Source organism: Streptomyces sp. SCSIO 30461 (assembly GCF_037023745.1).
Taxonomy (GTDB): Bacteria; Actinomycetota; Actinomycetes; order Streptomycetales; family Streptomycetaceae; genus Streptomyces.
Window position 1 is genome coordinate 2,970,091 of sequence record NZ_CP146101.1, and the last position, 14,592, is coordinate 2,984,682.

The 14,592-nt window shown below is 67.1% G+C and carries 15 protein-coding genes; 8 read left to right on the plus strand and 7 right to left on the minus strand.

What is annotated here, in order from left to right; translation table 11 throughout:
- Positions 1–908 precede the first annotated feature (908 nt).
- The 5 genes from V1460_RS13065 to V1460_RS13085 all read right to left on the minus strand — a co-directional run bounded on the left by V1460_RS13065 (position 909) and on the right by V1460_RS13085 (position 3,933).
- Positions 909–2,138 (minus strand): DUF6302 family protein, encoded by a 1,230-nt coding sequence (locus V1460_RS13065; RefSeq protein WP_338673895.1) that lies wholly within the window; start codon positions 2,136–2,138, stop codon positions 909–911.
- Between the two features lie 35 nt (positions 2,139–2,173).
- Positions 2,174–2,329 carry a hypothetical protein gene (locus tag V1460_RS13070; protein WP_338673896.1) on the minus strand — a complete coding sequence of 52 codons (156 nt, stop codon included), beginning with the start codon at positions 2,327–2,329 and terminating at the stop codon, positions 2,174–2,176.
- A complete protein-coding gene (locus V1460_RS13075; RefSeq protein WP_338673897.1) occupies positions 2,323–2,748 on the minus strand; it encodes a DUF6415 family natural product biosynthesis protein in 426 nt (141 codons plus the stop codon). Before V1460_RS13075 ends, V1460_RS13070 begins: the two co-directional genes overlap by 7 nt.
- A 98-nt stretch (positions 2,749–2,846) precedes the next feature.
- Positions 2,847–3,302, minus strand: a complete 456-nt coding sequence (locus tag V1460_RS13080) for an ATP-binding protein (RefSeq protein WP_338673898.1) — start codon at positions 3,300–3,302, stop codon at positions 2,847–2,849.
- Positions 3,303–3,438: 136 nt separating this feature from the next.
- Positions 3,439–3,933 carry a DUF6415 family natural product biosynthesis protein gene (locus V1460_RS13085; RefSeq protein ID WP_338673899.1) on the minus strand — a complete coding sequence of 165 codons (495 nt, stop codon included), beginning with the start codon at positions 3,931–3,933 and terminating at the stop codon, positions 3,439–3,441.
- A gap of 188 nt (positions 3,934–4,121) precedes the next feature.
- On the opposite strand from V1460_RS13085, the gene V1460_RS13090 reads away from it, so the two are divergent.
- The 5 genes from V1460_RS13090 to V1460_RS13110 all read left to right on the plus strand — a co-directional run bounded on the left by V1460_RS13090 (position 4,122) and on the right by V1460_RS13110 (position 8,192).
- The gene (locus V1460_RS13090) at positions 4,122–5,510 is read left to right on the plus strand and encodes a Tat pathway signal protein (RefSeq protein ID WP_338673900.1); all 1,389 of its coding nucleotides are present in this window, start codon (positions 4,122–4,124) and stop codon (positions 5,508–5,510) included.
- A 71-nt stretch (positions 5,511–5,581) separates the two neighbouring features.
- Entirely contained in the window at positions 5,582–6,070 is a 489-nt protein-coding gene (locus V1460_RS13095) for an SAM-dependent methyltransferase (RefSeq protein WP_338673901.1), read from the plus strand.
- A gap of 96 nt (positions 6,071–6,166) precedes the next feature.
- Positions 6,167–6,397, plus strand: a complete 231-nt coding sequence (locus tag V1460_RS13100; protein ID WP_407077445.1) for a hypothetical protein — start codon at positions 6,167–6,169, stop codon at positions 6,395–6,397.
- A gap of 27 nt (positions 6,398–6,424) precedes the next feature.
- On the plus strand, positions 6,425–6,766 hold the full coding sequence (locus V1460_RS13105; RefSeq protein WP_338673902.1) for a PPC domain-containing DNA-binding protein: 342 nt from the start codon (positions 6,425–6,427) through the stop codon (positions 6,764–6,766).
- Positions 6,767–6,957: 191 nt separating this feature from the next.
- A protein-coding gene (locus V1460_RS13110; protein ID WP_338671464.1) for an IS3 family transposase occupies positions 6,958–8,192 on the plus strand; the annotation gives its coding sequence in 2 pieces (ribosomal slippage) (positions 6,958–7,237 and positions 7,237–8,192; 1,236 coding nt in all).
- On the opposite strand, the gene V1460_RS13115 is transcribed toward V1460_RS13110, so the two are convergent.
- Positions 8,189–8,728 carry a nucleotidyltransferase domain-containing protein gene (locus V1460_RS13115; protein ID WP_338673903.1) on the minus strand — a complete coding sequence of 180 codons (540 nt, stop codon included), beginning with the start codon at positions 8,726–8,728 and terminating at the stop codon, positions 8,189–8,191. The two genes, V1460_RS13110 and V1460_RS13115, sit on opposite strands and share 4 nt — an antisense overlap.
- Before the next feature lie 1,053 nt (positions 8,729–9,781).
- On the opposite strand from V1460_RS13115, the gene V1460_RS13120 reads away from it, so the two are divergent.
- Both V1460_RS13120 and V1460_RS13125 read left to right on the plus strand, forming a co-directional pair.
- Complete coding sequence (locus V1460_RS13120; protein WP_338673904.1) at positions 9,782–10,093, plus strand: helix-turn-helix domain-containing protein; 312 nt, start codon at positions 9,782–9,784, stop codon at positions 10,091–10,093.
- 186 nt (positions 10,094–10,279) lie between these two features.
- Positions 10,280–11,398 (plus strand): tyrosine-type recombinase/integrase, encoded by a 1,119-nt coding sequence (locus V1460_RS13125; RefSeq protein WP_407077446.1) that lies wholly within the window; start codon positions 10,280–10,282, stop codon positions 11,396–11,398.
- 222 nt (positions 11,399–11,620) lie between these two features.
- On the opposite strand, the gene V1460_RS13130 is transcribed toward V1460_RS13125, so the two are convergent.
- Entirely contained in the window at positions 11,621–12,775 is a 1,155-nt protein-coding gene (locus tag V1460_RS13130) for a magnesium and cobalt transport protein CorA (protein WP_338673906.1), read from the minus strand.
- A gap of 260 nt (positions 12,776–13,035) precedes the next feature.
- Here V1460_RS13130 and V1460_RS13135 point away from each other — a divergent pair, with 260 nt between their 5' ends.
- Positions 13,036–14,577 (plus strand): AMP-binding protein, encoded by a 1,542-nt coding sequence (locus V1460_RS13135; RefSeq protein WP_338673907.1) that lies wholly within the window; start codon positions 13,036–13,038, stop codon positions 14,575–14,577.
- Positions 14,578–14,592: the final 15 nt, after the last annotated feature.

Here is a 14,592-nt window from a genome sequence, read left to right on the forward strand (position 1 = left end):
GGCCCTCCGGAGTGTTCCCTGCGGCTCGGTCACAGCGGTCGCTCGTAAGGCGTGTTGATCGGGTGGTGCCCCTCGAACGACTGAGCGTCAGGCGCCTGGAGGCTAGTCGTGTCCTGCTGGAGCCGCTTTAGGCCCTGCTCCGGGTCAAAGTCGCTCGATCGTGGTTCCCGCGCCCGGAATGCCTGGCCCATAGCGAGGAGCTGGCGGTGCAGGTCTCTGTGTCTGACGTGCTGGGACCACCACTCCTCGATGTGGGACGGTAATGACCAGAGTCTGTCCTTGAACGTCCGCCGAGGCGGGTTCATGACGCGTTCGATGTTGCGCAGCCTGTTCAGCTCAGCCTGAGCTTCAGGGGGCAGGCGCCAACGACCGGTTCGGAGTCGGGGGCGGGCCATCAATGGTCCTTCCACTCTGGGTGCTTGGTCCGCGCGGCGGATGCCAGGCGGGGCTGATCGGGGTACGAGGTACGAGCGGCGCGGCGGCTTCCTGTCATCGCTTCGTACGTGAACGGCGTGACCTCGCGTCGTGTTTGCATGCCGCCGCACCGCGTTCGACGTCCGCCAGTGACGGCCTGCGAGGCGCCCCGCAGGCCACGCAGATGCTCGGCCACGGCGAGTACCGGTTTCCGGGAAACCGCGTCCGCGGCCGGAAGCCGGCCTGCAGCATGGTCTCCGCGAAAGCGATCTCGTCAGGGGCCGCCGGGCCGGGTGGCGGTGGCGGAGCGGGGTCAAGGCCCCGGGTGTAGATCGGTGAGGGTGCCTCATCGGCGAAAGTCTGCCCGTCGAACAGGGCACCGAGGCTGATCCACCGGCTCTTCGATATCGGCATCGGCTCTTCCTCTCATCGGTGGGTATCGGCGATAGCGGCTCCGCGGCCCTGGCCCAGCGACCAGGCCCTGGCAGGCAGGGTCAGCAGGCCGGTTTGAAGGCCAGCCCGGCGAGCGCCCCTGCTGCTTGGGGAGCGAGAGCGTCGTCAGGATGGTCCTGGTGCCAGTGGTGCGTGGGTACGAGTCCCGGCGGCTCCAGGGGCCAGCCGCCGAACAGCGCTTCGACGGCGACGGCGCTTCGCGGCTTGAAGGTCAATCCCGCCCGCTGGAACGACTCGGCGAACCGAGTCATCGGGTTCTCGTCGTCGAGGTCGGCGGCATGGGTGATGGACAGGGCGCTACCCGGGGGCAGATGCTCACGGAGCGTTTCCAAGGCCGCTGCGACGGTCACGTCGTCTTCGACGCAGGGTAGGACGTCGTGCAGGAGCACCCCGATCGGGCGCGACCAGTCGAGGAGGTGGCGCACCCGCCCCGAGCGGAGGAACCGCTTCATGTGCCGGATGTCGCCGATCACCCAGTCCGGCGCGAGGGGGTGCTCCTCAAGCGCGAACCGGGAGATTGCGAAGAGGCTCCTGTCGTAGTCGGCGTAGACCACCCGCGGCTTGCCCCCGTCCCGTGCCACGAGGTCGTGCAGCGCGGGATACGTGTGGCCGAACCGGCGACCGGGCTGTGGGAGCCCGCACCCCAGGTCGAGGAACTGATCAATGCCCGCATGGATGAGGCGTGCGGCGACGCCAGTCGGGTGTAAGCGGTTGATCACCGCGACGGTGGCCAGGGCCTCTGTGTCGGTACGGGCCAGCGAGCGGACGAGCTCCCTGTCGGCCGAGTAGGCGTCGTGCCCACCGAGGAGCAGGTCGTAGATCCGTCCCGCGGTCGGGGCGGCCGGTATCTCCGGGAGCGGTGTGACGGGGATACGCGGGTCCCGCCACGTCCGCTCAGTCGCGTACGCCTCCACGCCGGCGTCGTGAAAGCCCCACATGCCCGCACGCTCACGGGGCTCCGCATGCCTGGTGTGCAGGCCCCACCGGATGGTGCGCGGCCCGCTGATCGCGCCGCCGTAGCTGGCGTCTCGCAGGTCCGGGAAGCTGGTCCGGCCATCCAGAGCCAGCAGGACCTGCAGGGCCTGCCCCCACTCGGCAACCGTGACTTGGCCGGCCACCCGCTGCCCGCCCAGCGGAACGGCCAGACAGGTTGACCCGTCCTCGTCCAGCTCGATCTCCACCGCCTGTTCGAGCAGCGTCGGGTCCGCCAGCCGCCGCGCCATCAGAGCGCGTTGATCTGCGGACCGGTCGGGGGGTTCAGCGTGGGGCATGCTCTGTTCTCCGTCTGGAATGGAGGGCAGCAGTGTCATGTGATCACCCAGTCGGTGCGGTGGGAGCTGCCATGCATGGGTGACGACTTGGCAGTGGCACTGGGGCTCTGTGGGGGCAGCCGCAGGTAGGTGGCGATGGCGGATTCGCTGTAGCTGTGGAACCGGTCGGCGACTGCGTCGGTGGTCAGCATGCGGCTAACCCCTTCACGGTGCCGGTTTCCTCCAGACGTTCGGCGAGGGCCAGGGTGACCCGTCCGAGCCTGCGGAGAAACGCCAGAGCCTCCCACCGGTCACCCGGTATCTCCTGCGTGCGCAGGGCGCGGGCCTCCTCGATCAGGTTGGCGATGTCCGGGTGCGCCGTGTCGACGCCGGCGCGCAGCCCACGGTTCACGAGCTGCATCAGCGCTTCGCGGAAGCGCTGGGTGAGGTCTTCGGCATCGTCGTACTCGGGTGGGGTCGCTCCGCGCTCGTCGCGCGTTCCGATGCCTGCGGCATGGTGGCTGACCTCGCTGTTCAGGACGGTGTCCAGGCCGTCGTACACGGCATCCCAGTCCACCGGCGTCCACTCGCGGACCTTGTCCAGCAGGTGGAGGAGGCCCTGTGCCTCCATCGGGGGAGACCACGGACTTGTCGGGACGGCCGGGTCCTTGACGCGGACGGGTATCGGCCCGGTGCCCGTGGTCTGAGTCGGCACGCCGGAGTACATCATCAACACGGCTCCAGACTCAGCTCGCACCACGTGCTGGCGCCGCCGTCCTCGACACCGAAGCCGCCCCGTCGGCGCTCCGCGATCGCCTTCACGAGGATGAGGCCGCGGCCGTGTTCGTCGACATCTCTGGGCGGCTGAGGCTTTGGGGCGTGACGGCGGGGAACGCCGTCGTGCACGTCGATGCGCAGGAACCCGTCGCGCAGCGAGATGGAGACGGTGATCTTTCGACCGCCGCTGTGCATGATGGAGTTGGTCGCCAGCTCGGAGACGATCAGGATCGCCTCGTCGGCAACGGGCGCCAGCTCGGAGGCGCTCAGACACAGCCGGGTCAGATTCCGGATCACGCCGACCTTCCTGCTGTCCTCGGGCGGCGGGGCCTCGTCCGGAGGGCGTTTCGCGATCCGGAACGTGGAACTCATCAGGGCGCAGTCGGCCCGTACGGCAGTCGTTGTCATCACGTCCTCTGGGATGTTCGGATGTCCGCCCGGAGTGTGGATACCGCCCTGCTGTGAGGGCGCCGGACAGCGTCGGTGGCGACCGTCCACGTCATGGATTCGAGGGTTCGCGTGATCAGAAGGGCACTCGTCGCCCTCATGGCCGGGGCAGCGACGCTGCCAAGACCAAGCAGGCGATGGCGACCGCGAAGACCGTGCCGCTCAGCGCGTTGAGCCGCGACTTTCCCCAACGTCTTCCCCGCGCGGACTCCACCGGGCTGGTGCCGCGGGAGCGCACGGTCGCGACCAGCTCCTGGGTCGCTTCGGCGAGCCTGACCAGATACACCCTGCTCGGCATGTAGCCGTCAGGCACACTTTGCGAGCCGAGCTGCCGCGCACGCCACAAGATCGGCTCTTCCCGCGCTGCCAAGAACCCGAGTTGGCTGATGTGGCCGCGCAGGCGCCGTACGAGTTCCTCCACGTCGGCGGCACTCTCCGGCAGCCGGGAGTCTTCGTCCAGCACCAGGGCGACCGTCTCCGCCGCAGCCTCCGCTTGGTTTCGCCGCGAACCCGGCTCGACGGTGACGCGATCCCGACCGCTCCGGCCGGCACGCTGAAGGGCTTCCCAGCGGGGGACCAGCGAGAGACGCATGCCATAACTCCTGTTCGAGTCAAGCCAAGTTGAGTGAAAGTCGCCGCTCGGTATCGACAGATGCCTGCAAACCGAGTGATGCGGCGGATACGTTGAGCGAACCGTGAATTCCCGCAACGGGGCATGCCTGCGCGGCCCCCGAGGCCGTCAAAGGCGTCAAAGATCATTTCCGAACCAAGGGGCGGCCAATGGCCCGCGAGCGAAACGTCACCCTCGCCGCGCTCCTGCGCGAAGCGGGCTGGTCCCAGCCGCAAGCAGCCGCCGCCGTCGCCCGGGTAGCCGCAGAGGCTGGGGTGCGTGACCTGGCAGCCATCTCCCGCTCGCACATCGCCATGTGGGTTCAGGGGACGCGGCCCAGCGGGAGAGCGCCTCATATCCTGCGCGAGACGCTGTCCCGCAGGCTTGGCCGCCGCCTCACCTTGGCCGACCTCGGGCTGGAAGGTGAAACTACAGGTCAAACCGACAGCGGTGCCGACTGGAGCGTCGACCCTCTGACCGTGCTGGCCGAGCTGGGAAGCGACGACCTCGATATGCACCGACGCAAGCTGCTGGCGACTGCCGCGTACTCGGCCGCCGGCCTCGCTCTGCCCACCGCCTCGTGGTGGGCAGCCGCTCCTGCCGCAGCGGCGAAGCGACCAGCGATCTCGCCCCGGCAGGTGACCGAGGCCGATATCGACGACATCCGCGACCTGGCGGCCTTCTACTCCGCCCGGGACCAACAGCGCGGTGGAGCATCCGGACGCTCGGCCCTGGCCGGTCACCTCCGCGACGAAGCGGTGCCCCTGCTCGGCAGCCGGTTCCGCACGGAGCAGCTTCGCCGCGATACATACTCGGCTGTTGCCGAGATGACCTACCTCGCAGGCTGGATGGCCTTCGACGCCTCCGAGCACCGTACCGCCCAGCGCTACCTCATCCTGGGTGCCCGCATCGCAGCCGAAGCCGACGACGGACCACTCGGCGGCCACATCCTGCGCGCCCTGGCGCACCAAGCCGTGGACCTCGGACACCCCCGCCGCGCACTCGCCCTGGCCGACGCCTCCATGTCCCACGGTCACTACGGCCAGGCCAGCTCCAGGGAGAAGGCCCTGCTCGCGATCGTCCACGCACGAGCCCTCGCGGCCGACGGCGACCGCACCAGAACTCTCGCAGCCATCAGCCGCGCAGAGCGGGACCTCTCCCGCGTCGACAACGACGACGCCCCCGGTCGCGTGGGCTTCTTCCAGGAAGCCTCCCTGGCTCACGAGACCGCTTGCGCGCTTCGTGACATGGGCCAGCCGTCCGACGCGGAGAGCCACTTCCAGCGCAGTGTCGCCACCCGTCGTCGTCAGCAATACGCCCGTACCCACAGCGTGACCCTCGGCTACCTTGGCGCTGTCCAGGTCCAGCAGGGCCGCCTCGACGAGGCATGCGCCACCTGGAACCAAGCCCTCGATGCCATGGCCGGCGTCCAGTCCGGCCGCGCCCGCGACGTCATCGTCCGCATACAGAGCGACCTCTCGCCCGTCCGGCAACGCGGGGGGCACCACGTCGCCGACCTCGAACGCCGGGCGCGCGACATGCTGCGCGCCATAGGCTGACCTGAGAACCGGCCCGAAGAACCGGTCGGAGAGAGCCGAACACGCGATACCAGGGAGAGGAACGAGCATCGATGGCGACGTACGAGGTCGAGTCGATCGCGACAGTCGTCGGCGGCCACACCCGTGTCCAGGATGACTACCAGGGCGGAGTCGAATCGATCATCCGACTCAACGACACGTACCCCCTCGAAACACTCCAGGGCATCGAGGACTTCTCCCACCTGACGGTCACATGGCGCTTCCACCTGGCACGCCCCGAAGACGTCCAGCTCCACGCACGAAGCCCACGGGGAAACCCGCAATGGCCGGCGACCGGTACCTTCGTCCACCGCAACCACCGACGCCCCAACCAACTGGCCATCAGCTACCCACGCCTGATCAAGGTCGAAGGCCGGGACCTGGTGGTCACCGATCTCGACGCCGTCGACGGAACGCCCGTACTCGACCTCGCGCCGTACTTCGAACAGATGGGACCCCGAGGCGTGGTACACCAGCCCGCGTGGCCGGGAGAAATGCTCGACCCTTGTTACTGGAGCGACGCCGCTGGACGCGCCAAGTAGGAACCGGGTTCTTTGGCGGGAGGCTCATCGGACAGGTCCTCGTCCTTCTCCTCAAGTCGCAGGCGTTGGCCGAGATTCTGTTGTTCGAGTTCGGTGATGCGAGCCTGCAGCATCCCCGTGGTCCTCGCCTCCCGCATCGGCAACGGCCCAGTCCTGTCCGACACGTATGGCTTCCCCGGATCCGAGGAGGACCTCCTCGCCCGAGGGCTCATCGGTGCCGGAGATCTCAGCCCGTACCAGGCGCGGCCCCTGCTGCACGCCTTGCTCGCCCGAGGTGCCGACGGAGGGACAGCCCGCGAGACCTTCACCACCGCCTTCGCCCGCTGAACCCACCTCTCCAGGAGACACCCGCACATGCGTGCTCACGAACTGACTGTCGGTCGTACCTTTGGCGTCACCTTCGACCACGGTGAGGACTTTTTCGAGGCGTTGTCCACCTTTTGCCGTGACAACGACATACGGCAGGGCTACATCCCCTCGTTCATCGGAGCCTTCGCCGAGGCGGAGATCGTGGGTGCCTGCGAGAAGCTCGCCGACCCGGCCGCACCGGTCTGGGCGAAGACGTACGTCACCAACGTCGAGGCGCTCGGGGCCGGCACTCTCGCCCGCGACCCGGCCACCGTCGAGTGTCTCCGCCTGCCTCAAAGCCCAGTCGGCCGACGGCAGGACGAGCCACCTTGTCACCGCCACTCCTGATCGTGGAAGTCACATCGCCCACGATCACCCGGCCTCGCAACCCGGACCTCTACGACGTACCGCTGCTTACGTGTGGCTGACCGGCAGGAGCTGACGGAGCCAAGGGTGGTCGGGCGCGGTTACGTTGATCGCGTCCGCTTGAATCGCCCCGGGTTTGATGGAGACATCGAAGACCCGGAAGGATGCCGATCATGGCTGCTCCCCGTAAGTACCCCGACGAACTGCGTGAACGCGCGACGCGTCTGGCGGTCGAGGCCCGCAAGGACCCGGTCGGCAGGGCCGGGGCGATCAAGCGCATCGCCGACCAGCTGGACGTGCACCCCGAGGCTCTGCGGGGGTGGGTCAAGCGGGCCGAGGCCGACGAGGGCGTCGTGCCAGGGACCACGGGCACAGAGGCCGCCCGGATCGCGGAACTGGAGCGGGAGGTGAAGGAACTGCGACGGGCGAACGCGATACTGAAGTCCGCCTCGGCTTTCTTCGCCGCGGAGCTGGACCGTCCACTGCGATGAAGGTCGCCTACATCGACCAGTACAAGGAGACGTTCGGCGTCCAGCCGATCTGTGACGTCCTCGCCGAGACGGACGCGCCGATCGCGCCGAGCACCTACTACGCCGCTCAGGGCCGTCCGCCGTCGGCCCGCAGCCTGCGCGATGCGGAGCTCACCGAGGAGATACGCCGGATCCACACCGACAACTACGGGGTCTACGGGGCCCGCAAGGTCCATGCCGCTCTGGTCCGCGAGGGACACAAGGTGGCCCGCTGCACCGTCGAACGTCTCATGCGGGCGGCAGGACTTCGCGGAGTGATCCGGGCCAAGAGCCCGCGCACCACCCGGCCCGCTCCCGAGACCGACCGGCCCGCCGACCTGGTCGAGAGGCAGTTCACCGCAACTGCACCGAACCAGCTGTGGGTTGCCGACATCACCTACATCAGAACCTTCTCCGGCTGGGTCTACGCCGCCTTCGTCATCGACGTCTTCTCCCGCATGGTCGTCGGCTGGCAGGTCGCTACCACCCTTTACACCGACCTCGCCCTCGACGCGCTGGAGATGGCGATCTGGCGCCGCCGGCACACCGGCGCCGACCTCACTGGTCTCACGCATCACTCGGACCGCGGCGTTCAATACCGTGCTATCCGCTACACCGAACGCCTCGCGGAAGAGGCTGCTGTGGCTTCGGTCGGCTCACGAGGCGATTCGTATGACAATGCCCTGGCCGAGGCGTTCAACAGCCTCTTCAAGGCCGAACTGATCCGCAACAAGGGACCGTGGACCGGCATCAACGACATCGAGATCGCCGTCGCCGAGTACATCGACTGGTTCAACCAGCGCCGCCTCCACGGCGAGCTCGGCCACATCACCCCGGCCGAGCACGAGGCTGCCTACTCCGCAGCTGAACCCCCTGCGTCACTCCAGAAAACCAGCTAACTCACACTCCACGAAACCCGGGGCTTGACAGCTAGCCAGACGCGGGCTGAAGCGTCGAGCAGTGGCAGTACCGCTTCGAAGTCAGTCTGGTCCTTGTCACGGGTCGCTTTTGCTTTGTAGAAGAGCTGCACTTCGGGCGCGAGATAGGGGATGCCCGTCTCGCTCGTGCGCGCGAGCTGATCGATCGGGAGCCGGATCTCCGGGGTGCGCCGTGAGACCCACTGGGTGTCCTCGGCTTCGTCAAGCATGAGCTGCATCGACCAGGGCGCCTTCGCGTTTCGTCGGCACCAGATGTCGTGGAGCGGCGGCCGAAGGATCTTTCCAGGACGCCATGGCTGCAGCTTTCCCTGGCCGGGCGGGTCCGCGACGTACAGGTCCCAGTCGGCCAGCAACTCACGCACGAGGTCCTGGTCACGCCGGAGGACGAGGACGTCGAGATCGCCGTGTGCGCGCAGCTCGCGGCCGACCGCGAGTTCGATCGCGTAGCCACCAGCGATCCACCACGGGAAGTCCGCCTTGGCGAAGAACGCGGCCACATCCTCGGGACGATCCGGTACCCAGCGTCCCAACACATCAACACTCACCCGCCCATACTCCCAGTGACCAGACGGGCGGAAGCGAAGGCCCGCAGCGAGTCGGCGTCTGTACTCCTAAACGCCCATGAGCATCAAGGACACCGACATCCATCGTTGAACGCGCGACTTGCGTCCGGCCATGTGGCTGGTGCTCGATCCACGAGCCTCCCGGGGCCGCTGACCGCGTCGCGGTCCCGGGAGAAGGCCAGGATGGTGCCAAAGTCGGTCCCGTCCTCCGCCCAGTACCGAACAGCCTTGTCCGGTACTGGGCGGAGGACTGCCAGTGTCCGACGGCGAGGCAGCTGGTGGCCCATTGCCGACCTATGGCGGTAGGGGCTCGATGGGCATCTGCAGAGCGGTGGCCTGCCGCCCCCACTTCGAGCATGCCTGGGCGGCTTGAGTGAGGGCAGGGAGCCCAATCCAACGTTGGTTCGCCGACGGCAGACGTGTTGAGGGCGCAACGGACTGGAATGGCGCGGCGAAGCAAGCAAACCTAGAACAGTCCGCAGCAGCGCGACTGCGCGCCGCTTTGGTGTGCATGCGCTGCGGCGTCGTGCGCGCCGAGTCGGGCGCAACATAGCCGCGGATCGCCGGTTAGCCAAACCGGCGATCCTCGAGATCATTGAAGTATTCGCTTCGGCTGCGCTTGGCGGTGGAGTCGTGGCGAACGCAGGTGGCTTCGCGTTGGCCAGAGCGGGCGCGGGCATTGCAGCAGTGCTTCCGTCGTGGGCAGCGCGGGCTGCTGGCACGCGGTCGTCCTGGCGCGCACAGCGCGAGGTGATGCTGCCGCATCTGTCGCTCCCCGTTCCTCAGCAAGGAACCCGTGTTATGCGCCGATCCGTGATAGCCCCTGCCCGTTTCTATCCGCGAGATTGCAACGAACCCCGTGCTCGGCATCGCAAGTGCCGGCGTGGCAATAGCAGTGCGTCATAGGCCACCTGACGGCTGATGACATGTGCTACGAACTGGGCATCGCTCAATCGACCTATCTGAATACTTCAAGGAGAACCGTGTATGTCCGCGTATCCGAACCCCGGCGTTCCGGCCGAGCGAGACGCGACGGGTGGTGTTCGCAGGGCGTTCCTCAGTGTGAAGGACGCAGCCGAGTATCTCGGCCTCTCGCCTCGCACTCTGTACGTCTGGCGCCATCGGCGTCAAGGACCGCCGAGCTTTCGCATGGGTCAATGTGGACGTGTCATGTATCGGATTGATTCGCTCGATGCATGGATCCGTCAACAGGAGCAGGCGGATTCTCGCAGCAATGCCTCCCTCAACCCTGTGAACGTGAATCCTCGGCGCCGTTCCAGGACGCCTGCCGTCGCTTGACCGTTCGCGGGCAGGCTCTCTGCTCCGATTTCAAATTCCCCTACCGAAAGGATGTCTTTGGCTGGCTACATTGAAGATCGTTGGCTCAAGAAGAAGAAGGATCCCGTCTCCGGGAAGCGTGAACGCACGACCCGATACGGTAAGGGTTCCCGATATCGCGTTGCCGGAATTCCCGGGGTCCGAGACATGTCGTTCGACGTGCTGGAGGACGCCAAGGCGTGGCTTCGACGGGCTGGTACCGACAGCGAACGGGGCGAGTTCGTCGACCCGCGCGACGGCACCATCAGCCTGGCTGACTTCGTCACCAGACACTGGCAAGTGGGCGTTCGCGGCGCTCCGGGCACCATCAAGCGCATCGACGAGCGCGTACGACTCCACATTCTCCCTCACCTTGGCGCGGTAGCGCTCAGAGATGTGTCGGCGACCGTCCTGCGCGGCTACATAGCCACGCTCGAAGGCGAATGTTCTCCGCGGTATGCGCGGCAAATCCTGACCTCGCTGTCGAACATCTTTGAGACCGCGATCGACGACAAGCGCCTCGTGCGCAATCCGATGCGGGCCAAGACGGTGCGCTGGCCGAAGGCGCCGGACGAGGAGCGCGAAGCGTGGCCGCTGGCGACAGCACAGCGGGTCCGAGACGTGATCAACGGGCGATACCGGATCGCAGTCGTCATCGCGCTGGGGTGTGGACTGCGTCAAGGCGAGGTGTTCGGGCTCTCGCCGCAGGACATCGACTTCGAGCGCGGTGTCATCCGCGTGCGCCGTCAGGTCCAGCTGCTTTACGGCCGCTTGTACTTCGCACTACCCAAGGGCGGCAAGACGCGCGTCGTCGACATGCCCTCGTCGGTGGCCACGGAGTTGGCTGCCTACTTCCTCGACCAACCCGCCGTGGACGTTGAGCTGCCGTGGGGAGGCCCGGAGCCGGACCGGGAGAGGCAGACCTTTCCTTTGATCCTCACCACCACATACGGCAACGCCATCCGGGCGAACATGTTCAACGACGAGGCGTGGAAGCCGGCCCTCGCCGCCGCTGGTGTCATCCCCGTGAAGGAGAAGGGGCGGCGCTGGAAGGCTTCTCGCAAGGACGGCTTCCACGTCCTGCGCCACACCTATGCCTCGGTCCTCCTCGAAGCCGGCGAGTCCATCGTCACGCTCGCCAGGTGGCTCGGCCACTCAAGTCCGACCATCACCCTCGACCACTACGCCCACTTCATGCCCGAGGCCGGTGGCAAGGGGCGCGCCGCCATCGACGCCCTGCTCGGCACAGTGCCCGACTACGCACCCCGAAGCCTCGTCACGGCGTGATCGACGGGCGGCACAGCAACCATGCTGTGCCGCCCATTTCGTGACGCTCTGTGATTGTGGGCCGGTGAGGGTGCGGGGCCTTCGCTGGCCTCCGCAACCGTGGCAGCGCGGAGGCCAGCTCGTACGGCGCGCGGCGCATTCTCCCCAGATTCTCCCCAGAGGGCTTGAGGAGCCGTTTCATCGTGTTCGCACATGTAAAGTTGATCTATGTTCGGTCGGCTGCTAGAGCCAGTCGCGGTGCTTGAAGACGAAGTACAGGCTGACGCAGACGACGCCCATCAGGCCGATGGCCAGGGGGTATCCGAAGCCCCAGTGCAACTCCGGCATGTTCTGGAAGTTCATGCCGTAGACCGTTCCCACAAGTGTGGGTGCGAACAGAATGGCCGCCCACGAGGAGATCTTCTTGATCTCCTCGTTCTGCTCGAAGCCCGCTTCCGCCAGCGCTCGCATTTCCGCGTTCTGCTGCTGTGTCACCAGCGTCGTGTTGACCGCCAGAATATCCGCCAGCGCCTGGCGGAAACCGTCCACGCGCTCGCTGGTGTGGGTGACGTGGTCGGCAACGTCGCGCAGGTAGCGCTGGAGTTCCTCGTCCGTGCCGTATTTGGCGAAGCCTGCCATCAGGCCGTGCAGCATGCCCACCAGAGGGCGGGTGGCGCGTTGGAACTCGACCATTTCGCGGGAGAGTTCGTAGATGCGGCGGGACGCGGCGGGGTCGCCGCTGAAGACCTCGGTCTCGATCTCGTCGATGTCGTTCTGCACCCCGGCAACCACCGGGGCGTAGCCGTCGACCACCGCGTCGAGGATGGCGTAAAGCACTGCCTCGGGGCCCAGCGTCAGCAGTTCCGGGTCGTCCTCCATGCGGCGGCGCACCGAGGAGAGGTCAGGGGCGGCGCCGTGGCGGACCGTGATGACGAAGTCGCGGCCTACGAAGACATGGAGCTCGCCGAAGTCGACCTCTTCCTGCGCGTCGAGGTAGCGGGCCGCGCGCAGTACGACGAAGAGTGTCTCGCCGTAGCGTTCCAGCTTGGGGCGTTGGTGAGCCTCCATCGCGTCCTCGACCGCCAGCTCGTGGAGGTCGAACTCCTCGGCCAGTGTCAGCAGTTCGGACTCGGTCGGCCGGTGCAGTCCGATCCAGGCCATGCCGCGCGGTTCTTCGCGTAGTTGGCGGAAGGTCTCGGCGAGTGAATCGGGGCTGGAGACGCGCCGGCCGTCGCGGTAGAGCGCGGCCTGGACGATGCTCCCCTGATCTTTCTGGATCGGGGAGGGTGCCCCTGGGGCATGCTGCGCTGAGCCGCCCGAACCGCCTGTCGGAGTGAACCGGCGGCGCCAGGCGTGCTTCCTCGGGGTCGTGTCGGGGCGGGCCCTTCGCTCGGACATCCTGGTCACCTCCCGTGATCGCGTACCCGGTCTGAGCAGGATATACACGAGCGTCGGATTGCGGACATGGGCTGTCCGCAAGGACCCTCGTGGCGCGCCGCGATGCCGTTGGTCATCGGACCGGGCTCACTCGAAGCCGGCGTGTCGTGAACTGCTGCTCCTTACGGGGGAAGGCCTGCGTCACCAGCCGCGCTCGAGTGTGGACGCGAGATGCTCGTACCCGACCAGCGATTGTGTGATTGCAGGTAGGAGAGAGCGCCATGCGGATCCCCATGACCATCGCCGACTTTCTCGACCGGGCCGAGCTCGGGTTCTCCGACAGCCCCGGTGTGATCGACGAACTCGACCAACCGGCACCATCGGTGCCCGACGCCACCTACGGGCAGCTCGGTGTGCGCGTGCGCGCCTGGCAGGCGGGGCTGGATGCGATCGGGGTCGGTGAAGGCGAGCGTGTGGCCGTAGTCAGCCACAATTCCGCGCGGCTGCTTGAACTGCTCTTCGCGGTGCCCATGAGCGGGCGGGTGTGCGTGCCGGTCAACTTCCGTCTGAAGCCGGACGAGGTCGACTACGTCGTACGGCAGAGCGGCTCGTCGGTGCTCCTCGTGGACCCGGAGCTGGACGAGGGGCTGTCGGAGGTCAAGGCACAGCATCGCTTCGTGCTCGGTGAGCAGACCGATGCGGAGCTCATGCGGTTCGGGGTGGAGCCGCGCCCCTGGTCGCAGCCGGACGAGGACGCCACCGCGACCATCAACTACACATCGGGCACCACCGCCCGCCCCAAGGGTGTCCAGCTCACGCATCGCAACATCTGGGTGAACGGCCTGACTTTCGGGTTGCACACCCGTGCCTGGGAGCGGGACGTCTATCTGCACACCCTGCCGATGTTCCACTGCAACGGCTGGGGCATGCCGTTCGTGATGGCCGGGCTCGGTGCCAAGCAGGTCGTGCTGCGCAAGGTCGACGGCACCGAGATCCTGCGCCGAGTCGAGGCACACGGCGTCACTTTGATGTGCGGTGCGCCCGCGGTGTGGAACGCGGTGCTGGACGCGGCGGCCACCTGGGGAGGGGAGATTCCGGGCCGTGACCGGGTGCGCATCGTCTGCGCGGGTGCCCCGCCGCCGAGCCGGACCATCCAGCGGGTGGGAGAAGAGTTGGGCTGGGAGTTCACCCAGATCTACGGCCTGACGGAGACCTCACCGCTGCTCACCTTCAATCGCACCCGCCTCGCCGATGTGGGCCTGCCCGCCGAGGAGCGTGCGCACAAGCTGTCCCGTGCCGGGCTTCCGGCGCTCGGTGTGAAGATGCGGGTGTCCGACTCCGGCGAGGTCCTCACCAGGTCGAACGTGGTGCTCGACGGCTACTGGGAGAAGCCCGACGAGACAGCGGCGGCACTCCAGGACGGCTGGTTCCACACCGGTGACGGTGGCACCATCGATCTGCGGGACGGCCATCTGACGATCTCCGACCGGAAGAAGGATGTCATCATCACCGGTGGCGAGAACGTGTCGTCGATCGAGGTCGAGGACACCATCTTCAGCCACCCGGCCGTCGCGGAGGTCGCAGTCATCGGCGTGCCCGACGAGAAGTGGGGGGAGACCATCAAGGCGCTGGTGGTCCTCGCCGAGGGAGCCACCGTGCGTGAAGCGGACATCATCGCCCACTGCAAGCAGCGCATGGCGGGCTTCAAGGCGCCCACATCGGTCGAGTTCCGCGACTCCATTCCGCGCACCGCCACCGGCAAGATCCAGAAGTTCAAGCTTCGTGAGCCATATTGGGAAGGCACTGGACGCCAGGTGAACTGAAGCCATCCATAGGGG